This window comes from Streptomyces sp. NPDC059355, assembly GCF_042752335.1.
Lineage (GTDB): Bacteria > Actinomycetota > Actinomycetes > Streptomycetales > Streptomycetaceae > Streptomyces.
Genome location: NZ_JBHYXN010000007.1, coordinates 137,226 through 159,600, shown reverse-complemented (window position 1 = coordinate 159,600; position 22,375 = coordinate 137,226). Strand labels below are relative to the sequence as shown.

Annotated in this window: 17 protein-coding genes; 8 read left to right on the top strand and 9 right to left on the bottom strand. The window is 72.2% G+C overall.

From position 1 onward, the window contains the following. Positions 1-47: 47 nt before the first annotated feature. From ACFXGI_RS09575 to ACFXGI_RS09555, 5 genes are all read right to left on the bottom strand, one after another. On the bottom strand, positions 48-716 hold the full coding sequence (locus tag ACFXGI_RS09575; protein ID WP_384704864.1) for a rhomboid-like protein: 669 nt from the start codon (positions 714-716) through the stop codon (positions 48-50). 85 nt (positions 717-801) lie between these two features. Beyond that, positions 802-1,521: an ABC transporter permease gene (locus ACFXGI_RS09570; RefSeq protein WP_030857813.1), complete on the bottom strand. Its 720-nt coding sequence runs from the start codon at positions 1,519-1,521 to the stop codon at positions 802-804. A 14-nt stretch (positions 1,522-1,535) separates the two neighbouring features. Further along, positions 1,536-2,447, bottom strand: a complete 912-nt coding sequence (locus tag ACFXGI_RS09565) for an ABC transporter ATP-binding protein (RefSeq protein WP_384704863.1) — start codon at positions 2,445-2,447, stop codon at positions 1,536-1,538. After that, positions 2,444-3,331: an ABC transporter permease subunit gene (locus ACFXGI_RS09560; protein ID WP_363124711.1), complete on the bottom strand. Its 888-nt coding sequence runs from the start codon at positions 3,329-3,331 to the stop codon at positions 2,444-2,446. The genes ACFXGI_RS09565 and ACFXGI_RS09560 overlap by 4 nt, the downstream gene beginning before the upstream one ends. Beyond that, positions 3,321-4,304, bottom strand: coding sequence for an ABC transporter ATP-binding protein (locus tag ACFXGI_RS09555; RefSeq protein ID WP_384704862.1), 984 nt, complete (start codon positions 4,302-4,304; stop codon positions 3,321-3,323). The genes ACFXGI_RS09560 and ACFXGI_RS09555 overlap by 11 nt, the downstream gene beginning before the upstream one ends. 263 nt (positions 4,305-4,567) lie before the next feature. On the opposite strand from ACFXGI_RS09555, the gene ACFXGI_RS09550 reads away from it, so the two are divergent. From ACFXGI_RS09550 to ACFXGI_RS09535, 4 genes are read left to right on the top strand one after another with little or no spacing between them, the layout of a single operon-like run. Further along, positions 4,568-5,425 (top strand): M24 family metallopeptidase, encoded by an 858-nt coding sequence (locus ACFXGI_RS09550; RefSeq protein ID WP_384704861.1) that lies wholly within the window; start codon positions 4,568-4,570, stop codon positions 5,423-5,425. Next, a complete protein-coding gene (locus ACFXGI_RS09545) occupies positions 5,422-7,212 on the top strand; it encodes an SDR family oxidoreductase (RefSeq protein WP_384704860.1) in 1,791 nt (596 codons plus the stop codon). The genes ACFXGI_RS09550 and ACFXGI_RS09545 overlap by 4 nt, the downstream gene beginning before the upstream one ends. After that, positions 7,209-7,367: a hypothetical protein gene (locus ACFXGI_RS09540; RefSeq protein WP_384704941.1), complete on the top strand. Its 159-nt coding sequence runs from the start codon at positions 7,209-7,211 to the stop codon at positions 7,365-7,367. The genes ACFXGI_RS09545 and ACFXGI_RS09540 overlap by 4 nt, the downstream gene beginning before the upstream one ends. A 10-nt stretch (positions 7,368-7,377) precedes the next feature. Further along, on the top strand, positions 7,378-8,292 hold the full coding sequence (locus ACFXGI_RS09535; RefSeq protein ID WP_384704859.1) for a MerR family transcriptional regulator: 915 nt from the start codon (positions 7,378-7,380) through the stop codon (positions 8,290-8,292). Positions 8,293-8,430: 138 nt separating this feature from the next. Here the strand turns inward: ACFXGI_RS09535 and ACFXGI_RS09530 are convergent, their stop codons facing one another. Beyond that, on the bottom strand, positions 8,431-9,210 hold the full coding sequence (locus tag ACFXGI_RS09530) for an aquaporin (protein WP_384704858.1): 780 nt from the start codon (positions 9,208-9,210) through the stop codon (positions 8,431-8,433). 143 nt (positions 9,211-9,353) lie between these two features. Here ACFXGI_RS09530 and ACFXGI_RS09525 point away from each other — a divergent pair, with 143 nt between their 5' ends. From ACFXGI_RS09525 to ACFXGI_RS09515, 3 genes are all read left to right on the top strand, one after another. Then, complete coding sequence (locus ACFXGI_RS09525; RefSeq protein WP_030857801.1) at positions 9,354-9,893, top strand: RNA 2'-phosphotransferase; 540 nt, start codon at positions 9,354-9,356, stop codon at positions 9,891-9,893. Positions 9,894-10,012: 119 nt separating this feature from the next. Further along, positions 10,013-11,899, top strand: coding sequence for an HSP90 family protein (locus ACFXGI_RS09520; RefSeq protein WP_384704857.1), 1,887 nt, complete (start codon positions 10,013-10,015; stop codon positions 11,897-11,899). Continuing rightward, positions 11,896-14,925 (top strand): tetratricopeptide repeat protein, encoded by a 3,030-nt coding sequence (locus ACFXGI_RS09515; protein ID WP_384704856.1) that lies wholly within the window; start codon positions 11,896-11,898, stop codon positions 14,923-14,925. The genes ACFXGI_RS09520 and ACFXGI_RS09515 overlap by 4 nt, the downstream gene beginning before the upstream one ends. Positions 14,926-14,972: 47 nt before the next feature. Here ACFXGI_RS09515 and ACFXGI_RS09510 read toward each other — a convergent pair whose 3' ends face one another. Further along, on the bottom strand, positions 14,973-15,878 hold the full coding sequence (locus ACFXGI_RS09510; RefSeq protein ID WP_384704855.1) for an LLM class flavin-dependent oxidoreductase: 906 nt from the start codon (positions 15,876-15,878) through the stop codon (positions 14,973-14,975). 148 nt (positions 15,879-16,026) lie between these two features. Here ACFXGI_RS09510 and ACFXGI_RS09505 point away from each other — a divergent pair, with 148 nt between their 5' ends. Then, positions 16,027-16,911, top strand: a complete 885-nt coding sequence (locus tag ACFXGI_RS09505) for a Cof-type HAD-IIB family hydrolase (protein ID WP_384704854.1) — start codon at positions 16,027-16,029, stop codon at positions 16,909-16,911. Between the two features lie 120 nt (positions 16,912-17,031). Here the strand turns inward: ACFXGI_RS09505 and ACFXGI_RS09500 are convergent, their stop codons facing one another. After that, positions 17,032-18,768, bottom strand: coding sequence for a GAF domain-containing sensor histidine kinase (locus ACFXGI_RS09500; protein WP_384704853.1), 1,737 nt, complete (start codon positions 18,766-18,768; stop codon positions 17,032-17,034). Between the two features lie 24 nt (positions 18,769-18,792). Continuing rightward, positions 18,793-22,356, bottom strand: coding sequence for a thiol reductant ABC exporter subunit CydD (gene cydD, locus ACFXGI_RS09495; protein ID WP_384704852.1), 3,564 nt, complete (start codon positions 22,354-22,356; stop codon positions 18,793-18,795). Positions 22,357-22,375 lie beyond the last annotated feature (19 nt).

The window sequence follows — 22,375 nt, the reverse complement described above, 5'->3', positions numbered from 1 at the left end:
CTCACTCTGCCCGGGGCGCAGGTCCCGTACCAGTCAATTTCCGCGGGTCAGCCGTCGTCGGCGTGATGCTCTGTTTCACGTGAAACATGCCTGGGGTGCGGGTGGCGGGTGAGAGGCCAGGCGAGCAGACCGACGGAGAGCGAGATGGCGTGCCCGAGGTCGGTGAAGGTCCCCCCGGTGAGGAGCGGCAGCCCGAAGAAGGCGACGACTCCGACGAGGTAGAGCCAGCGCAGCGGGTTCGGGAGCCGGTACGTGAGGACCCCGGCCGAGGCCGCGAGGCCGTAGCTGACGCCGACGTCGACGACGTGGACCATGCTGTGCGGGGCCCGGTGGTCCTGAATGGCCATCAGGACCACCTTCTGGCTGACCAGGGTTGCCGTGATGTGGGCGGTCGCGACGATGGCGAGCCAGCGCAGCGTACCGAGCCAGCGTTCCACGGGCGCGTGGAAGAGCTCGAAGAGGACGGCGTAGAGGGCGAGCGAGGCCGGGTTCTCGATCCAGAAGGCGCTGGAGAGCAGGGCCCGCAGGGGGTGCCGGGTGAGTTCGTGGATGTTGCTGCTGTGGCGGTGGAGCAGGACGTGCTCGAGATGGTCGGGCGCGATCACGACGATGACGCTCGTGACGGCGAGGAGCAGCAGCCATATGTGCGTACCCGGCGAGGAGCGTATCCAGGACCGTACGGGCCTGGACGGCTCGGGCTCGGGGTGCTCGACCATGCCCTGATTTTGCCCCGTACGGCGGTGCCCCGCCCGGCCTGTGGGCCGTGCGGGGCACCGGGCGTGGAGCCGGTACGGCGGGTGCCTACTCCTCGCCCGCCAGAGTGAGGCGGCGCAGCTTCTGGCCGGCGTAGACGGTGGCGCCCACGGTGACCACGCAGAGCAGGATCACCGCGGTGGGCAGGCCGACGGTGGCGTCGACGTAGCCTTCGCCGGCGACCTTCTCGGCGAGGGCCAGGGCCCACTGCTGGACGCTGAGGGTCTTCGCGCCGGAGACCAGGCTGCCGAAGAGCGACTCCCAGATCAGGGCGTAGACCAGGCCGAAGACGACCGCGTGCCGGCTGACGGTGCCCAGCAGCAGGAACAGAGCGCTGTAAGCGATCGAGGCGACGAGGGCCGCGACGGTGTAGGCGACGGCGATCTGCTGCCCGTTGCCGTTGAGGATGAACCCGGCGATCAGGGTCGGGATCGCGGAGAAGGCCATCGTGACGCCGATCGCGACGATCAGCTTCGTCATGATGATCGTCGGGCGCTTCACCGGCTTGGAGAGCAGGTAGACGATCGAGCCGTCGTCGATCTCCGGGCCGATGGCGCCGGTGCCGGCGATGACGCCGATCAGCGGGACCATCGTGGCGAGGGCGAAGCCGCCCAGCAGGTCGGCGGCGACCTTGTCGTCCAGCCCGGTGAAGGCGCGGACGGCGATGGAGATGACGATCAGCAGGACGGGCAGTCCGCAGAGGATCAGCGCACGGCGGCGGCCGAGCAGCGCGCGGTAGGTGAGCCGGGCGACGGTGGGGTTGTACATGGGTGCCAGCTCCTTCAGGCCGCGACGAGGTAGGAGAAGACCGACTCGAGGGACTCGTCGGAGGGCGAGACCGTCAGCAGCCGGATGCCGTGCGCACGGGCGACCCGCGGCAGCAGCTCGGTGAAGCGGCCGAAGTCGACGGCCTGGATGCGCAGCGCGCCTTCCTTGAGGTCGACCTCGATGCCCGCGGTGGAGGGGTCGGCGATCAGGGCCGCCGCGAGGGCCCTGTCGTCGGAGGAGCGGACCACGTAGCGGTGCGGGCGGTCCGTCATCAGGCGGCGGATCTTGCGGAAGTCGCCGGATGCGGCGTGCCGGCCGGCGACGACCACCTCGATGTGGGAGGCGAGCTGCTCGACCTCCTCCAGGATGTGCGAGGAGAAGAGCACGGTGCGGCCGTCGTCGCCCATGCGCCGCAGCAGGTCCATGAGCTGCATGCGCTGGCGCGGGTCCATGCCGTTGAACGGCTCGTCCAGGAGCAGCACCGACGGGTCGTGGACGAGGGCCGAGGCCATCTTCACGCGCTGGCGCATGCCCTTGGAGTACGTGGAGATCTTGCGGTCCTGGGCGTACTCCATCTCGACGGTGGCGAGCGCCCGCTGGGCGGCCGCGTCGTCGAGGCCGTGGAGCTCGGCGTTGGCGACGACGAACTCCTGGCCGGTGAGGAAGTCGTACATGGCCTCGCGCTCGGGGACGACGCCGATCTGCTGGTAGACCTTCTCGTTCTGCCAGATCGGCGCGCCGTCGAGGGTGACGGTGCCCGTGGAGGGGGCGAGGAAGCCGCCCATCATGTTGATGAGGGTGGACTTCCCGGCGCCGTTGGGGCCCAGCAGCCCGGTGACGCCGGGGCCGATGTGCATGGTCACGTCGTTGACGGCGACGACGTTCCCGAACCAGCGGGAGGTGTGGTCGATGTCGATGGTGGTCACAGCCCGGCCTTCCGGTAGCGGGCCATCAGAGCGGCGTAGGAGCCGGCGATGAGGCCGAGGACGACGAGCAGGTAGACGAATCCGACGCCGGCCGAGGGGCCGTCTCCGCCGGGGAAGGCGGAGGTGGCGCCGAGGAAGGCCGTCTGCACGCCGTCGATCAGGGTGATCGGGGAGAACAGGCCCATCCACTCGATGGGACCGGTCGAGCCGGTGTTGTACGCGATGCCCTGGACTGCGGTCACGGCGCCGTAGGGGATCAGGAGCAGGGCGATGATGGCGGCGACGCCGAAGCCCCGGCGCGGGGTGAGCGCGGCCATGATCAGGCCGAGGCCGGCGAACAGCACCGAGAGCAGCAGCACGGAGACCAGTCCCTGGGCGAACCCCTTGGTCTGGTCCGCGAAGTCGAATTTGGCCAGCAGCGCGCCGATCCACATGATCAGCAGCGGGGTGGCGGTGAGTACGAAGAGCGCCGAGGCCATCGCCGCGAACTTGGCGAGGACGTAGTCGACGCGCTCGATCGGCCGCGAGAAGTAGAGCGGCACGGTTTTGAAGCGCAGGTCCCGGGAGACCGACTGCGGTGCCTGCGAGGCGAGGTACAGGCCGATGATCACCTGGGTGGTCAGCGCGTACGTCGTGTACTTGATCGGCAGGCTGGTGGAGCCGGGCACCGCGATGGCGACCGCGACGATGATCAGCGCCGGGACGCACATCACCGCGAAGAGGAGCATCGGGAGGACCTTGGACTTGGCGGACCGGCCGAGTCCGTACGCCCCGCGCAGGGACTGCGAGAACAGCGACTTGCGGGCGTAGGCGCGGCCGAGCCGGGCTCCGTCGTAGGACCGGTAGCCGATGTTGTGGATCTGGGTCGAGGTGTCAGGCGCCATCGGAACCGGCTCCCTTCCGGACGAGCTGCTGCTGGTCGTTGTCGCGGAAGACCTCCGCGATGTGGTGGCGGCGCTGTTCCATGCGGACCAGGCCGAGGCCGAGGTCGGCGACGGTGTCGCGCACGATGTCGTAGGTCTCCTCGCCGGTGGCTTCCAGCAGCAGGATGTGGCCGGCTCCGGGCAGCCCCTGCTCCTCGCCCGCGTGCAGGGTCATGCCCAGGTCTGCGAGCGCCTTGCGCAGGGCGGCGGTGCCGTCCGGGTGGGCATCGGTGTCGGTGACCTCGACCGCGAGGGTCGTGGTGATCTGGGTGAAGTCGCTCGTGGAGCTGGAGCGCAGCAGCTTGCCGCCGTCGACGACCACGACGTGGTCGCAGGTCCGCTCCAGCTCGCCCAGGAGGTGGGAGGTGACGAGGACGGAGATGCCGAAGTCGGTGTAGACGCGGCGGATCAGGCCGAGCATCTCGTCCCGGCCTACGGGGTCGAGGCCGTTGGTGGGCTCGTCGAGCAGGACCAGCTGGGGGTCGTGGACGAGCGCCTGGGCCAGCTTGACGCGCTGCTTCATGCCCGTGGAGTAGCCGCCGATGGGGCGGTAGCGCTCCTCGTACAGGCCCACGTGGCGCAGGGTGTCGGCGGTCCGCTCGCGGGCGGCGGTCGGCGGGAGTCCGGACATGCGCGCCATGTGCACGACGAACTCGGTGGCCGAGACGTCGGGCGGCAGGCAGTCGTGCTCGGGCATGTAGCCGACGCGTTCGCGGATGGCGCTGCCATGGGTGGCGACATCGAGTCCGAGCACGGCGGCGCGGCCCTCGGTGGCGGGGGACAGTCCAAGCAGGATTTTGATCAGCGTGGACTTGCCGGCTCCGTTGGCACCCACGAGGCCGGTCACTCCGGGCCCGATGTCCAGGGAGAGCCGGTCGATTGCGGTCACTCGGGGGTACCGCTTGCTCAGGCTTTCGGTCGCGATGACAGTCACGGCTTCGACGTTAGTGGTGCGGATCGCGCCGATCGTCAGACCTGGAGCGTCATCCCGTCTCCGCCTTCAGGACTACACACCCTGACGAAAGGCTGATGCGGACCGGTCAAAGCGGACCGACGAAGCGGACCGTACGCAGTGGATCGGACAAGTTGTCCACAGGTCCGTGCACGACCCTTGACGTGATCTCCGGTCATTGTCACATTCATCAGTGTCAAGTTACGGGCGCGTAGCGCGTACGGCTCTACGGACGGACGGCTGTCATGGCTGCGGACACCAGGCAACGCACCGCGCAACTCTCGCCGGACCTGCGCGGGTTCAGGGAAGTGCAACGCCTCTCGTACGAGTGCGCGGAGACCGTCGCGGCGCAGCTGCGGCCGGGCGTGACCGAGCGCGAGGCGGCGCGGATGCAGCGCGAGTGGCTGCGCGAGCATGGAGTGCGGGACTGGTTCCACCTGCCGTTCGCGTGGTTCGGGGACCGCACCGCCTTCGCGAACTTCAAGATCCCCCTCCAGTTCTTCCCGACGAACCGGAGGCTGGAGCCGGGGATGCCGTTCATCCTCGACATGGCGCCCGTGTACAAGGGGTACGCGGCCGACATCGGGTACTCGGGCAGCCTCGGGCTGAATCCGGTGCAGGACCGGCTCATGTCCGATCTGCGCGTGCACCGCGAGCTGATCCTGGACCAGGTGCGCGAGCGCCGCCCGCTGCGCGAGATCTACGAGAACGTCGAGCGGCTGATGATCCGCCAGGGGTATGCCAACCGGCACCGCGCCTACCCCTTCGGCGTGATCGCCCACAAGATAGACCGCGTCAAGGAGCGGCGCTGGTCCCCGACCGCCTTCGGGTTCGGGACGCAGTCCCTCAAGGGGCTGGCCTCCGACGCCCTGCACGGACACCGCGAGGGCTGGTCCCCGCTGTGGAGCCCGTACCGCTTCTCCGACCACCCGCCGCAGCCCGGGCTGTGGGCGGTGGAGCCGCACCTGGGGTTCCGGGGCACCGGTGCGAAGTTCGAGGAGATCCTGGTCGTCACCGACTCACGGGATCCCGGGGAGAGTGCGTTCTGGCTGGACGACGATCTGCCGCACGTGCGGCGCTGGGCCGAGGAGAAGGCAGCATGAGCGGCATGAGCGAGATCAACGGGTCGGGCCTCGCGGGAGCGCGCGAGCGCCGGGTGAGCACCGGCGGCATCGAGCTGTGCGTCGTCGAGCTCGGCGAGACGGACCGGCCGACCGTGGTGCTCGTGCACGGGTACCCGGACAGCAAGGAGGTGTGGTCGGAGGTCGCGGAGCGGCTGGCGGCCCGCTTCCACGTGGTGCTCTACGACGTACGCGGCCACGGGCGCTCCGCGGCTCCGGTGCCCCTGCGCGGCGGCTTCACCCTGGAGAAGCTGACCGACGACTTCCTGGCGGTGGCGGACGCGGTCAGCCCGGACCGTCCGGTGCACCTGGTCGGCCACGACTGGGGTTCCGTACAGGGCTGGGAGTTCGCGACCGTCGCCCGCACCGAGGGCCGGATCGCCTCCTTCACCTCGATCTCGGGCCCCTCCCTGGACCACTTCGGGCACTGGATCAAGAAGCGGATGTCCCGGCCCACCCCGCGCCGGGCCGCGCAGCTCCTCGGCCAGGGCGCCAAGTCCTGGTACGTGTACATGCTGCACACCCCTGTTCTGCCGGAGCTCGCCTGGCGCGGGCCGCTCGGCAAGAGGTGGCCGCGGATGCTGGAGCGTCTGGAGAAGGTCCCGGCCGGCTCCTACCCGACGGCCTCCCTGCCCTCGGACGCGGCGCACGGAGCCTGGCTCTACCGCGACAACGTACGGCCCCGGATGCGCCGGCCGCGCCCCGACGCGTACGCGCACGTACCCGTGCAGCTGATCACCCCGACCGAGGACGCGTTCCTCTCCGAGCGGCTCTACGACGACCTGGAGCTGTGGGCCCCCGATCTGGTGCGGCGCACCCTGCCCGCCAAGCACTGGGTGCCGCGGACCCGGCCCGATCAGCTGACCGCGTGGATCACGGAGTTCGTCACCGCCCGGGAGGAGCCCGCCACCCGGGCGCCGGAACAGAAGGCCCCGGGCAGGTACGCCGACCGGTTCGGCGGCCAGCTGGTACTGGTCACCGGCGCCGCCAGCGGCATCGGCCGGGCCACCGCGTTCGCGTTCGCCGAGGCCGGTGCCCGGGTGGTGTGCGTGGACCGGGACGCGGAGGGCGCGGCCCGTACGGCCGACATGGCGCGGCTCGTCGGGGCCCCCGAGGCCTGGGGCGAGTGCGTCGACGTCGGCGACGAGCAGGCGATGGAGAAGCTCGCGGCGAAGACCGCCGCCGAGTACGGCGTCGTGGACGTCCTGGTCAACAACGCCGGGATCGGGCTCTCGGGGCCCTTCCTGGAGACCACCTCGGAGGACTGGAAGAAGGTCCTCGACGTCAACCTGTGGGGTGTCATCCACGGCTGCCGGATCTTCGGCAGGCAGATGGCCGAGCGCGGCCAGGGCGGCCACATCGTCAACACCGCCTCCGCCGCCGCCTACCTGCCGTCCAAGACCCTGCCCGCGTACAGCACGTCGAAGGCCGCCGTGCTGATGCTGAGCGAATGCCTGCGCGCCGAGCTCGCCTCGCAGTCGATCGGGGTCTCCGCGATCTGCCCCGGCATCGTCAACACCAACATCACCGCCACCTCGCGCTTCGCCGGGGTGGACGCGACGGAGGAGAAGCGTCGCCAGGAGCGCTCCTCGCGGCTGTACGGGCTGCGCAACTTCCCGCCGGAGAAGGTCGCCGAGGCGATCCTGCGGGCGGTGGTGCGCAACGAGGCCGTGGTGCCGGTGACCCCTGAGTCGAAGGGCGCCCTGTGGATGTCCCGGTTCGCGCCGGGCGCGCTGCGGCGGCTCGCGAAACTGGAGCCCCGGCTGTGAGCGCGACAGAGCCCGGCACGGCCATATCCCGCTCCTTCCGGCAGTCGTACCATCCCTCGCAGGAGGGCTCGCTGCGCAGGGCGGTCGAGTACCTTGCGGCTTCGCCTGCCGCCCGGGCCGCGGCGGCCGCGGTCGGCCGAGCCGCCATGTCGTAGGGAGCCGGGATTGTCAGAACAGGCGGTGGCCGAGTACCGGATCGAGGATCTCGCGCACCACAGCGGGGCGACGGTGCGCACCATCAGGGCGTACCAGGACCGCGGGCTGCTGCCGAAGCCGGAGCGGCGCGGCCGCTCCAACGTCTACCGGGACACGCATCTGGCGCGGCTGCGCCAGATCGCCGATCTGCTGGACCGCGGCTACACCCTGGCCTCCATCAAGGAGCTGCTGGAGGCCTGGGACGCCGGGCGCGGGCTCGGCGGGGTGCTGGGGCTCGTCGCCGAGGTGCACGGACCGTGGACCGACGAGGAGGCCGCGCGCATCAGCCGGGCCGAGCTGAACGAGCGGTTCGGCGGCCTGCCCGACGACGACGCGGTGGGCGAGGCGTGCGAACTGGGGGTGCTGGAGGCGATCCCGGGGCGCCCGGACGAGTTCCTGGTGCCCTCCCCGCAGGAGCTGACGGTGGCCGCCGAGCTGTACGCGGCCGGGGTGCCGCTGTCGGCGATCACCGGACACCTGCGTGAGCTGCGCGGGCAGGTGGAGCACATCGCCTCGCGCTTCCTGGAGTTCACCACCGAGCACGTCTTCGCCCGCTACCTCGGGGAGGTCCCGCCGACGGACGCGGACGCGGCGGAGGCGGCGACGATGGTACGGAGACTGCGCCCCCTGGCCCAGCAGACGGTGGACGCCGAGCTGGCCCGGGCGATGCAGATGTTCGCGACCCGGCATCTGCAGCGCCACCTGGGGGCGGCCGGGGCTCCGCAGCCCTCGGGACCCGCGTCGGTGGCCCTGCCGGCGGGGACGGTACGGGCGGTGCAGGAGCTGGTCGGCGCCGAGCACGTGGGGGAGTTCGTCCGGGCCGCGACGGAGCGGGAGCTCCAGGCCCGGACGATGAACGAGCTGGCCCGCCGGGGCGGCGGGTAACGGCCCGTGGCATCCGGTCAGTAGTCCACAGGGCGGATCGCTCGTTTGCCCCCAAACCCGGCCCAACCGGCTGTGGAGAAGTCGGTGTTGCCTGTGGGCAACTCTGTGGACGGCCCTGTGGAAGCCCGTGCGGCCGGGTCAACCAATGGTCTCGTACGCGGGGTTCACCGGGCCGATGGCGCCGGCGGGGCCGGTGACCCTGACGACGTCGGCCGGCGCCTCCTGCTCACCGCGCCGGGCGCTCCCGTACAGCAGTGCGGCGAGGGCCAGGCCCAGGACGCCGCCGACCACCTGGGCCGCGATGAATCCGGGCAGCGACTGCGGGGCGATCCCGGTGAAGGAGTCGCTGAAGGCGCGCCCGATGGTGCCCGCCGGATTGGCGAACGAGCCGGACGAGGTGAACCAGATCGCGGCGGCGATGTACGCGGCGACCGCGGCCGGAATCAGCTTCGGACGCCCGATGCGCTCCAGGCCCTGGATGACGAGGACGAGCCCGGCGGTGGCGACGATCTCGCCGACGAGCAGGTGGCCGCCGGCTCGGATCTGCGTGGAAAAGGTGCCTGGTGTACGGCCGAACATCACCTCGGCGAGGACGGCGCCGCCGATGGCCCCGGCGGTCTGGGCGGCGGTGTAGACGAGGGCCTCCCGGCCGCCGAGTCCCTCGCCGCCGGTCCGGCGGGCCCACCAGGAGGTGAGGGTGACGACCGGGTTGAGGTGGGCTCCGGACAGCGGCCCGAAGAGGGTGATGATCAGGCCGAGGCCGATGGCCGAGGCGATCGAGTTGGCGACGAGGGCGACACCGGTGTCACGGCTGAGGTCGGCGGCTTGGATACCGGAACCGATCACGACCACGAGAAGGCCGGCGGTGCCGACGAGCTCGGCGACCGCGCGACGCGGCAGGGAAGCGTGGATTGTCATGGGTTCTCCCCCTGGGCAGCAGTACAGCGGAAAATGTATTCCGTATCTTGGAAACGCGATAGAGGGTGTCTCACGGTGTCCCAGGCCGGCGGAGCGCCGATAAATCCCTGCTCGACCCCAGCCCGACCCGGCAAGCTGGGCCCATGGACGACAGACGCACCGTGAAGGTGTCCAAATACGTCTCGAAACATCTGCGGCATCAGCCGGAACGCATCGGACTGGTGCTCGACCCCCAGGGCTGGGTGGAGATCGACGATCTTCTCCACGCGGCCGCCGCCCACCGCTTCCCCATCAGCCGCGCCGAGCTCGACCACGTCGTGGCGGCCAACGACAAGCAGCGGTTCGCCGTCGAAGGCACCCGCATCCGCGCCAACCAGGGCCACACCGTTCCCGTGGACCTGGACCTGCCGGAGGCCGAACCGCCCGCGTACCTCTACCACGGCACCGTGGCCGCAGCCCTGGACGCGATCCGCGCCGAGGGCCTGCGCCCCATGGCCCGCCACCACGTGCACCTGTCCCCCGACCGGGAGACGGCGACCCGCGTGGGCGCGCGCCGCGGCCGGCCCGTCGTGCTCTCCGTGGACGCCGGAGCGATGCGCGCGGCCGGACACGTGTTCCGGATCAGCGCCAACGGGGTGTGGCTGGCGGAGGCCGTGCCGCCGCAATTCCTGCGCTTCTCCTAGCCCGGGAATTCACGGCGGGATTGTCAGATCATCCCCCTACTCTGTTCCTCATTCCGATCCGTGAGGGGGGTACCTCGCGATCGCCGAACCATCCATGCGCGTACGCGAGGTGACGCCCCATGACGTCCACGTCCTCTTCCTCCACCCATTCCGACCCGTCCGCCAACAGCTTCCAAGTCGATCTGCGCGGCCTGGTCGACCTGCTCTCCCACCACCTCTACTCCAGCCCGCGCGTCTACGTCCGCGAGCTGCTGCAGAACGCGGTGGACGCCGTCACCGCCCGCCAGGCACTCGACCCGGAGGCGGAGATCCGCATCCGCCTGTCGGCGTCCGCGGGCCGGGTGACCATCGAGGACAGCGGCATCGGCCTGACCGCCGCCGAGGCCCACTCCCTCCTCGCCACCATCGGCCGCAGCTCCAAGCGCGGCGGCGACCACGGCCTCGAGACCACCCGCCGGGAGTTCCTCGGCCAGTTCGGCATCGGCCTGCTCGCCTGCTTCGTCGTCGCCCGCCAGATCCGCGTCATCACCCGTTCCGCCCGCGACCCCCAGGCCGCGCCCGTCGAATGGCTCGCCACGGACGACGGCTCGTACACCGTCCGCGAACTGCCCGACGAGGCCCGCCGGGAGCCCGGAACCACCGTGATCCTGCAGGCCCGCCCGGGTGCCGAGGAATGGACCGTCCCCGCCAAGGTCGAGCAGCTGGCCCGCGACTACGGCTCCCTGCTCCCGTACGACATCACCTTCACCGAGGGCGAGCCCGAGGGCGGCGAGAGCGGCGAGCACGGCGAGCCGCGGGGCATCACCGACCGGCCCGCCGTGTGGGACCGCCCCTTCCCCACCCCCGCCGCGCGCCGCGTCGCGCTCGCCGGCCACTGCTCGCAGCTCTTCGGCTTCACCCCGCTCGACAGCATCGACCTCGACCTGCCCGTCGCCGGGGTGCGCGGAGTGGCGTACGTCCTCCCCGAACCGACCAGCCCCGCCCACCGGGCCGGACACCGCGTCCACCTCAAGGGCATGCTGCTCACCGACCACGCCGACAACCTGCTGCCGGACTGGGCGTTCTTCGTCCGCGCGGTCATCGACACGGACACCCTGCGGCCCACCGCTTCGCGCGAGAACCTGTACGACGACGAGACCCTGTCCGCCGTACGGGAAGCCCTCGGCGCCCGGGTCCGGGCCTGGCTCGGCGAGCTCGCCGCGAGCGAACCGGAGCGCCTGGCCGCCTTCCTGAGCGTCCACCACCTCGGGGTGAAGTCCCTGGCCCGGCACGACGCCGAGCTGCTCGGCCTGATGCTGCCCTGGCTGCCGTTCGAGACGAGCGAGGGCTCGATGAGCCTCCAGGAGTTCACGGCGGCCCACACCGAGATCCACTTCACGCGGACCGTCGAGGAGTTCCGTCAGATCGCCCCGATCGCGGCGGCCCACGGCCTCGGTGTCATCAACGCCGGATACACGTACGACGCCGACCTGCTCGCCCTGCTGCCCGCCGTCCGGCCGGACCTCAAGGTCACGGAGCTGGACGCCGGGGCCGTCACCGAGCGCCTCGACCCGGTCCCGACCTCCGCCGAACTGGCCCTCGCGCCCTTCCTGTCCACGGCCCGCACCCGGCTGGAGGCACAGGGCTGCGATGTCGTGCTGCGTGCCTTCCAGCCCGTGTCCGTCCCCGCGCTCTACCTCGACGACCGCCAGGCCCGACAGGAACGCGACCGCACCGCGGCGCTGGACAGCGCCGACTCCCTTTGGAGCGGAATCCTCGGCGCGCTGCGCGGCTCCGCGCCGCGCGCCCGTCTGGTGCTCAACCACAACAACCCGCTGATCCGCCGGATCTCGGCCCTGCCCGACGAGGCCCTGACCGGCACCGCCGTCGAATCGCTGTACGGGCAGGCGCTGCTGATGTCCCAGCGGCCGCTGCGTCCCGCCGACTCCACGCTGCTCAACCGGGCCTTCCTCGGGCTTCTGGAATGGGCGACCCACTCCACCGACTCCCAGGAGGGACAGAAGTGACCACGCTGACGCGCGAGGAGATCGAGCAGGGCCTGGCCGAGAACAGGAGCTCCCCGAACGGAGCCGCGCGCAACGCGCACGCCGAGGTGCTCGTGGGCGCGGCGGAGGCGATCGGTGACGGGGCCCTGTTCCGCACGGCCCTGGACAACCTGATCAACGCCTACCTCTGGAGCGCCGAGTCCTCGAAGATGCTGGTGCCCTTCGCCCGGCTGCTCCAGGAGTACGACAAGGACCCCGGCTCCTTCGACCGGTGGGCCGCCCACTCGCTGTTCTGGCAGTTCAAGTGGGTGGCCACGGCCATCAGCGATTCCCCTGAGATCCCGCTGGAGTCCGCCGTCGGCTGGCTGGACGAGATGGAGCGCCGCTACCGGATCGCCGGCTACAGCGAGCGGCCGGTGCGCGAGTCCGAGCTGTGGCTCGCCGACGCGATCGGCGAGGACGACCGGGCCGAGCGGGCCCACCGCGCCTGGCTGGCGGCCGACCGCGACGACATGAGCGACTGCCACGCCTGCGAGCTCAACGGCCAGGGCGCGTACGCCGTGCTGCGCGGGGACGACGCCCGGGCCCTGGAGCTCTGGCAGCCCGTCCTGGCGGGCGAGCGGACCTGCGCCGAGGAACCCCACCGGCTGCTCGCCACCTCGCTGCTGCCCCTGCTGCGCCTGGGCCGCTTCGACGAGGCCCGTTCGCACCACGTACGCGGCTACCGCATGGCCCGCGGCAACGAGAGCCTGCTGCCCTCGATCGGCAAGCACATCGAGTTCTGCGCCCTGAGCGGCAACGAGTCGCGCGGCCTGGAGATCCTCGCCGAGCACGCCGCCCACATGAGCCCGCTGGTCAATGCCGACGACCAGACGGCCTTCCACGGCGGCATCCTGGTACTGCTGCGCCGGCTGACGGAGCTGGGGCACGGCCAGAGCCCTGCCCTCCCGTACGAGGGCGTCCCGCACACGGTCTCCGAGCTGTACGAGGTGCTGCGCGCGAGCTCGCTCGGGATCGCCCGCCGGTTCGACGCCCGCAACGGCACCACCCGGGTCTCCGACCGCTTCCTGGCCCGGATCGGGCGGGAGCCGCTGGTCGGCGTACTGCCGCTGGGGGTGCGCAGCAGCGCGCTGCCCCGGCCGGCCGCCGCCGTGAGCGCATCTGCGGCCGCGGCCGTGCCCGCGCCGCCCGCGGCCGATGTCGAGGAGCTGGTGGAACGGGCCCGGCAGGCCCGGGAACAGCGGCACCCGGCGGCGGACGCGCTCTGGGCCGAGGTCGGTGTACGGGTGGACGCGCGCCCGGGGGACGAGGTGGACCCGCTGCTCGCGGCCGACGTCGCGGACCAGCGGGCCCTTACGGCGGCGCGCGGCGGGGCCGCGAACGCGGCGGCGCTGCTGGAGGCGGTCCGCGACCGCTACCGCGAGCTCGGCCACTCGGAGCGCGCCGCACTGGCCGAGCTGCGGCTGGCCAGCGCGGCCGCGCAGTCCGGCGCCGAACCGCAGCGGATCCGCGAGCTGCTGGCGGTGGCGCTGAAGGCCGCCGAGGCGCTGGACGCGGACGAGCCGCTGCGCGGGCGCCGGATCGCACTGGCGGAGCTGTCGTCGATCCGCGTGGAGTCGTACCTGCGCTCGCTGGAGTCCGGCCCCGAGCACGAGCACCTCCACGGGCCGGGGCAGGACCACGGGCACGGTGAACTGGCGGCCGAACTCGACGCCTTCGTCGCCGCGTACGAGCAGGCTCTGCCCGATCTGGCGGCCGAGGCCGAGGAGATGCTGGGCCGCGTCGCGCTGTCGCAGGGTGAGCCCGAGCGGGCCCTGCCGCTGCTGGCCGCGTCCGCGGCGCGCGCGGTGTCGGCCGGTCTGCCCTGGCAGGCGGTTGATGCGCTGGTGCTGCGGGCCGGTGTCCTGATGTCCGTGGAGCGGCCCGAGGAGGCCGAGGAGGCGGCGCGTTCCGCGCTGGAGTACTCCGCGGAGGTGACGGAGGCCGAGACGCAGGGCGTCGTACGGCTCACCCTCGCGGACATCCTGCTGCGCCGGACCGATGCCGCGGCGGAAGCGGCCGAGCACGCCCTCACCGCGGCGCACTGGTTCGACCAGGCGGGTCTGACCGCCGACGGCGGGGCGCAGGCCCGGCTGGTGCTGGCCCGGGCGTACGCGCGGGAGGGCCGGCACGCCGACGCGGCGGAGGTGTTGCAGTCGACCCTGCCCGATCTGCTGGAGCACGGCGAGGGACAGGCCGTGTCCGTACGGGAGTTCCTCGGCGATCTGCTGCGGCAGCTGGGCGACTCCCGGGCGGCGGCGGAGCAGTACCTGCTGGCGGCGGAGGTGGCCAAGGGCTGGGAGGACACCCGCCCGCAGGCCGCCCTGGCGCAGGCGGCCGCGGAACAGCTGTCCGCCGCGCGCCTGGACCAGGAGGCGCTCGCCGCGTACGAGCGGTCCCTGGAGCTGTACCGGGTGACGGGGGACGCCCCGGTCGCCGAGGTACGGATCCTGCGCTCCCTGGCCTGGATGGCTCCGCGCGGAGACGGCGATGCGGCGGCGTGGGCGCGGGCGCGGGACCTGATGGACCAGGCCGCCGGGGTCCTGAATGTCGCTCTGGCCGAGGCCGCGCCGGCCGGGCGCGGGGAGGCCGGCGAGGGCCGGGCCGCCCCGCAGCTGCGGGGCGAGCTCGCTCAGACCTGGCTGCAGCTGGCGCAGCTGCTCGACTGGCGGGTCACCTCGTACGAGCAGACCGCGGAGGAGGACGAGGCCGACACGGGTGGCGAGGGCTCCCGCCGCGTCGAGGTGGACACCGAGGCGCTGAGGCTGGAGGAGATCGAGCTGACCGCGCGGGCCGGTGACCTGTACGCGGAACTGGGCCCGGACCATCTGGGGGACCGGCTCCAGTGCGTGCAGTACGCCGCCTGGACCGAGCAGGAGATCGGTCGGGAAGAGGCGGGAGCCGCTCGGCTCTCGGCACTGATCGAGGAGTTCCGGGCCATGCCCGAGGGGGTCCCGGACGAGCTGCTGGAGCGCGCCCGGTCCTCCCTGGACAGCCTGCGGTCCTGAGCGGGATGCCCCCGTCGCCCGGCGGCGACGGGGGCATCCTCGCCGTTTCAGCCGTTCAGCTGGGCCAGGCCCTCGGTGGCGATCTGCTCGAAGACCTTCTCGTCGGCGGCGAACTCGGAGTCCGGGATCGGCGCGTGGATCACGATCTCGGTGATGCCGAGCTCCCGGTGGCGGCCGGCGAAGTCGACGAACGCGTCGACGGAATCCAGCATCGTGTTGCGGTCCGGGGTGAAGCCGGTCAGCAGGATCTTCCCCATCGGCTCGGACGCGCGCCCGATCTCGGCGCATACCTTGTCGAGCCGGCCCAGCTGGCCGCGGATGGCCTCCCGCGACTGCTCGGGGGTGCCCTCGTCGAAAAGCTTCGGATCGCCGGTGGTCACCCAGGCCTGGCCGTGGGCGGCGGCCAGCTTCATGCCCCGCGGGCCGTTTCCGGCGACGGCGAAGGGCAGTCGCGGCCGCTGCACACAGCCGGGGAGGTTGCGGGCCTCCTCGGCGGAGTAGAAGGCGCCCCGTTCGCTGATCTCGGTCTCGGTGAGCAGCCGGTCCAGCAGCGGTACGAACTCCGCCAGGCGGTCCGCGCGCTCACGCGGGGTCCAGGGGTCCTGACCCAGGGCGGTGGCATCGAACCCGTTGCCGCCGGCGCCGATCCCGAGGGTGATCCGGCCGCCGGAGATGTCGTCCAGCGACATCAGCTCCTTGGCCAGCGTCACCGGGTGCCGGAAGTTCGGGGAGGTGACGAGCGTGCCCAGGCGCATCTTCTCGGTGGCGGCGGCCGCCGCGGTCAGGGTCGGGATCGCGCCAAACCACGGCCGGTCGCGGAAGGACCGCCAGGTCAGGTGGTCGTAGGTGTACGCGGTGTGGAACCCGAGCCGCTCGGCTCGCACCCACTGGTCACGGCCGCCCTCACGCCACGGACGTACCGGGAGGATCACAGTGCTCAGAAGCAGACTCATACATTCGAGACTACGACCCCGCCCATGTTTCACGTGAAACGTCGTCCGTTCCCGGCTCACCGCAGGCACCCGCCCGGCCGCCGCCGGGGGAGAAACATCGCCATCCGGCACAGGAGCCCGGCCCGCTCTGGTCGGCTGCGGCAAGGCCATGGGCGAAGATGGATCCGTGACCTCGGCTCCCCAGCGCCCGGACGGGCCAACCCCCACTCCCCGGCTCATCGCCACCGACCTCGACGGCACCCTGCTGCGCGACGACAAATCCGTCTCGCACCGCACGGTCGCCGCGCTCGCCGCCGCCGAGGAGGCCGGGATCGAGGTCTTCTTCGTGACCGGCCGCCCGGCCCGCTGGATGGACGTGGTCAGCGACCACGTCCACGGCCACGGCCTGGCGATCTGCGCGAACGGGGCCGCGGTGGTCGATCTCCACGCAGGCCGGGAGTTCGTACAGGTCCGCGCACTGCCGCGGGCCACGGCGCTGACGGTCGTGGAGACGCTGCGCGCTGCCGCGCCGGGCACCTCCTTCGCGGTCGAGATGACCACCGGCATCAACTACGAACCGCTGTACCCGCCCTTCTTCCAGGACCCGGGTGCCCATGTGGCCACCGCCGAGAAGCTGCTGGAGGAGGAGGCGGACGACACCTCCACTCCTGTCCTCAAGCTGCTCGCGCACCATGCCGAGCTCGCCCCTGACGAGTTCCTGGCACTCGCCCGCTCGGCCGCCGGGGCCTACGCGTCGATCACCCGCTCCAGCCCCACCGCCCTGCTGGAGATCAGCGGACCGGGGGTCTCCAAGGCCAGCACCCTGGAGCTGTGCTGCGCCGAGCGCGGCATTTCCCCCGCCGAGGTCGTCGCCTTCGGTGACATGCCGAACGACGTGGAGATGCTCCGCTGGGCGGGCACTTCGTACGCGATGGGCAATGCCCACCCGGATGTGATCGAGGCCGCCTCCGGCCGTACGGTCGCCAACAACGAGGACGGCGTCGCCGTCGTCATCGAGCGCATCCTCGCGGAACGCGCCGCACACCAGCACTAGGGAGTTTCGTCAAAGGGGCGTCGGCCGCCCGAGCCGCCGGCCGGACGGGACTTCGACGACACGGCCCAGGACGGCGTCAAGGCGTCGGAGCGAGCCGGAGCCGGTACCGGCGCGGGGACGTCAGAGCGGGGCCTCCCACACCAGGGTGGTCCCGTTGCCGTCCTCCCCGATGCCCGGGCCGTACGAGCTGGACCCGCCCAGCGACTCGGCCCGCCGACGCAGATTCCGCAGCCCGCTGCGCCGGCCGCCCTCGGGGATGCCCACCCCGTCGTCCGCGACCTCCAACCGCACCCCGGGCCGCCCGTCGGTCAGTGTGCCGGTGCAGTCCACGACCACCTCGATCCGTGACGCCTCCGAGTGCCGGAAGGCGTTCGACAGGGCCTCGCGCAGCGCCGCGATCAGGTTCTTGCCCACCAGCTCGCCGACCACCGTGTCGATCGGGCCGAGGAACCGGTGCGCCGGCTTGAAGCCCAACGGCACGGCGGCCATGTTGATCTCCCGCAGGACCCGGGTACGCAGTCCCGACGGAGCCTCGGCCGGTCCCTGCTGGAGCGCGAAAATCGCGGTACGGATCTCCTGGATCGTCACGTCCAGCTCGTCCACGGCCTTGCCGACCCCGTCGACGACCTCGGGGACGACGGACCGCCGCTGGGCGCCCTCCAGCATCATCCCGGTGGCGAACAGCCGCTGGATGACCAGGTCGTGCAGGTCCCGGGCGATCCGGTCGCGATCCTCGAACACCGCGAGCCGCTCCCGGTCGCGCTGCGCCTCGGCCATCATCAGCGCGAGCGCCGCCTGGGAGGCGAACTGGGTGGCCAGGGTCCGTTCGGCCTCGCTGAACGGCCTCTTGCCGCGGGCCCGCGGTGTCACCAGCGCACCCAGCACCCGCCCGCCACTGTGCAGAGGCAGCATCATGCAGGGGCCGTACTGGCTGGTCAGCCGGCTGCTCGTGCGGGGATCGCCGGCAGCGTCCTCCACGAAGACCGGCTCGCCCTCGAGCAGCTTCGCCACCACCGGGCTCTCAGCCGGGATCACCAGGCCGAGCGAGCTGGCCGCGTTCTCGGCGGAGACGGCGACGATCTCCATGCCGCCCTCCTCGGCCGGCAGCATCACGATTCCGGCGGCGGAATCCGCCAGGTGGCGGGCCTGCTCGGCCACCACCGAGAGGGCGTCGTCCGCGTCCCCGCCCGACAGCAGGGCGGTCGTGACGGCCACCGAGCCGTCGATCCACCGCTCCCGCTGGGTGGCGGCCTCGTACAGCCGGGCATTGCCGATGGCGATGCCCGCCTCGGTGGCCAGGACCCGGACCATGTGGACGTCGTAGTCGTTGAACCGGCCGCCGCCGTTCTTCTCGGCGAGGTACAGATTGCCGAAGATCTCCCCCTGCACCCGGATCGGGACGCCGAGGAAGGTCTTCATGGGCGGGTGGTGCGGCGGGAACCCGGCCGAGCGCGGGTCCTTCGTGAGATCGGCGAGCTGCACCGTGTCGGGATGGGAGATCAGCGCACCGAGCAGACCCCGCTTCCCGTCCGGCCGGTGCCCGATCTTCCGGGCCGTCTCGGCGTCGATGCCGAAGGTGACGAAGTCCGACAGTCCGCGGCCCTCGGTGTCGACGACCCCGATCGCCGCGTACCGGGCGTCCGCGAGCTCGGCCGCCGTTTCGCAGATGCGGTCGAGGGTGGAGTGCAGTTCGAGACCGGTGCCCACGGAACGCATGGCCTCCAGCAGTTGTGGCACCCGGGCAGTGAGCTCGGTGGAGAGGCCCTGCAGACTCCGGGTGGCCTGGGTGGCTGCCTCCAGCGGGTCCGGTGTTCCGGGTGGTGATTCCGGCGGTTCCTGCGACTCCTGCAACGACATGCCCTTGAGCCTAGTTAGTCCCTTTTACCGGGGAAAGTCGGCCAGGGCTCCATCGGCCGCCCGCTCCCGCTCCAGCAGGTTCCGCAGGGGACCCTCGACTGCGGCCAGTTCGGCGTACGTACCGCGCTGCACGACCGCTCCTTGATCCAGTACGAGCACTTCGTCAACCGCCTCCAGGCCGGCCAGCCGGTGCGTGATCAGCACGGTGGTGCGGCCCTCGGTCGCGGCGAGCAGATCCGCCGTCAGGGCGTCCGCCGTCGCCAGGTCCAGGTGCTCGGCCGGCTCGTCGAGTACGAGGACGGGGAAATCGGCGAGCAACGCCCGGGCCAGGGCCAGCCGCTGGCGCTGACCTCCGGAGATCCGCTCGCCGTGCTCGCCGACCAGCGTGTCCAGCCCGTCCGGGAGGCCGTCGGCCCACTCCAGCAGCCGGGCTGCCGCAAGGGCCTCCCGCAGCTCCTCCTCGCTCGCCCCGGTGCGGGCCAGCCGCAGGTTCTCCCGTACCGAGCTGTCGAAGAGGTGCGCGTCCTGCGCGCACAGGCCCACCATCCGGCGGACGTCGTCGCCGTCGAGCGTGCGCGCGTCGGCGCCACCCAGGGTGTACGTGCCGTCGTGCGGGTCGAGGAACCGCAGCAGGACCTGGGCCAGCGAGGTCTTGCCCGCACCCGAGGAGCCGACGACCGCGATCCGTCGGCCGGCCTCCAGGGTGAGGTCCAGCCCCCGCAGCGCGTCCTGCTCCTGCCCGGGATGCCGGACGGCGAGTCCGGTCAGCCGCAGCGGGAAGGGGGAGGCCGGCACCGCGGCCGGCCGCTCCGGCTCGGCGACCGGGGCGGGAGAGTCGATGACCTCGTAGATCCGCTCGGCGCTGCGGCGCACCCGCTGCCGGTACTGGACGGCCAGGGGCAGCCCGTTGACCGCCTCGAAGGCGGCGAGCGGGGTCAGCACGGCCACGGCCATGGCCACTCCGGACAGTTGCCCGCCGTGCACGGCGTCGGCGGCCAAGGCCGCGGCGACCACCACCGTCAGCCCGCACACGAGGGCGGTCAGCCCGCTCCCGAGTCCGGTGGCGGCGGCTCCCCGCGCGGAGATGCCGGTCAGGGTCCGGTCGCTCTCCTTCGCGGCGTCCTTGCGCCCGGCCAGAGCGCCGGCGACGGTCAGCTCGGCGGTCCCGGTCAGCAGATCGGCAACCCGGGTGGCGAGTTCTCCCCGGGCCGGCGCCAGCCGCCGCTCCGCACGCCGGGAACAGGCTCCGCTGACCAGCGGCACCCCGACCCCGGCCGCGAGCAGCCCTACGGCGAGCGCGGCTCCCGCCCCGGGCAGCAGCCAGGCGGTGAAGGCGACCGACCCGGTGCCGACGAGCACCGCGGTGCCGACCGGCAGCAGCCAGCGCAGCCAGTAGTCCTGGAGGGAGTCGGCGTCGGCCACCAGGCGGGCCAGCAGGTCTCCGCGCCGCTGCGCGCGCAGCCCGGCGGGCGCGATGCGCTCCAGTCGGCGGAACACCGACACCCGCAGGTCGGCGAGCATCCGCAGCACGGCGTCATGGGAGACGAGCCGCTCCGCGTACCGGAAGACGGCCCGCCCGATCCCGAAGGTCCGGGTGGCCGTGACCGCCACCATCAGGTAGAGCACCGGCGGCTGTTCCGAGGCCCGCGAGATGAGCCATCCGGAGACGGCCATCAGCCCGACGCTGCATCCGACGGCCAGGGCACCGAGCAGCAGACCGAGCCGGAACCGCCCCTGCCAGGCCTTGGCCACGGCGCGCACCCGCCGCAGCGGATCGCCCCCGCCCGAGTCGGTGCCGCCCGCCTTGGCCGCCTTCTCCGAGGCGCTGCCGAGGATCCACTCCCCGGGGCCGGACGGCCCGTTGTGCTTCCCGGCGAGACCCCCGGAAGCCGCGGTTTCGGTCTTCCCGAGCCGGACGGCGGAAGGAGTCGGCAGGACCCCCGCCGCGCCCACCCGCACCACCCGGTCGGCCACGGCCAGCAGCGCCGGCCGGTGAACGACCAGCAGCACGGTCCGCCCCACCGCGAGGCGCCGTACGGCATCGACCACCGCCGCCTCGGTCTCCCCGTCGAGAGCGGCCGTCGGCTCGTCCAGCAGCAGCACCGGCCGGTCCGCGAGGAACGCCCGCGCCAGTGCCAGCCGCTGGCGCTGCCCGGCGGACAGCCCGACCCCGCCTTCGCCGAGCTCCGTGTCGACACCGCGCGGCAGCGCGGCCACGAACTCCCATGCCCCGGCGTCCTTCAACGCCCCGGCCACCGCGTCCGCGGACGCGTCCGGCCGTGCCAGCCGTACGTTCTGCGCGATCGTCCCGGCGAACAGGTGGGGCCGCTGCGGCACCCACGCGATCCGCTCCCGCCACTGTTCGAGCGACAGCGAGGCGAGGTCCACGCCTCCGATCCGCACCTGCCCGGCGGTGGGCTCGACGAAGCCCAGCAGTACCTGGAGCAGCGTGGACTTGCCCGCCCCGCTCGGCCCGGTGAGGGCGACGCACTCCCCGGGTCCGACCTCCAGCGAGACCGGTCCCGGCGAATCCTCGCCCCGGCCCTCGTAGCGGACCGCGACCCCGTCGCACTCGATCCGCAACCCCGCGGCCGGCACCGGGGCCACGCCGCCGGAGACGGCGACGGGGGTCTGGAGCACCTCGAAGATCTCCTCCGCGGCAGCCAGCCCCTCGGCGGCCGCGTGGTACTGCGCCCCGACCTGGCGCAGCGGCAGATACGCCTCGGGCGCCAGGATCAGGATGACCAGCCCGGTGTACAGGTCGAGCTCCCCGTGGACCAGCCGCATGCCGATGGTCACGGCGACGAGCGCCACCGACAGCGTCGCCAGCAGCTCCAGGGCGAAGGAGGACAGGAAGGCGATGCGCAGGGTCCGCACCGTCGCCTGCCGGTAATCGTCGGTGATCTTGCGGATCGACTCGGCCTGGGCCTTGGCCCGGCCGAAGACCTTCAGCGTCGGCAGCCCGGCCACCACGTCCAGGAAGTGCCCAGACAGCCGGGACAGCAGCCGCCACTGGCGGTCCATCCGGGACTGGGTGGCCATGCCGATCAGCACCATGAACAGCGGGATGAGCGGCAGGGTGACCACGATGATGGCCGCCGACACCCAGTCCTCGGTGACGATCCGGGCGAGAACCGCCACCGGGACGACCACCGCGAGCCCCAGCTGGGGCAGGTAGCGGGAGAAGTAGTCGTCGAGGGCGTCCACGCCCCGGGTGGCCAGCGCCACCAGCGATCCCGTCCGCTGACCGCTCAGCCAGCCGGGTCCCAGATCCACGGCCCGGTCCAGCAGTCGCCCCCTGAGCTGCGACTTGACCGCCGCACTGGCCCGGTGGGCGGCCAGCTCCGTGAGCCAGGCGAGCAGGCCACGCCCCAGCGCGACCGCAGCGAGCAGCAGCAGCGGTGTGCGCAGCGCCTCGCCGTCCAGCCCCTGTTCGAAGGCTCCGACCACGATCTCGGCGATCAGCATCGCCTGACCGACGACCAGCCCTGCCCCGGCAAGTCCCAGGGCCACCACGGCCGCCAGGAAGAGGCGGGTGGAGCGGGCGTACCGAAGCAGGCGCGGGTCGATCGGTTTCACGTGAAACATCCCCCAGAGCAGGGTCGGG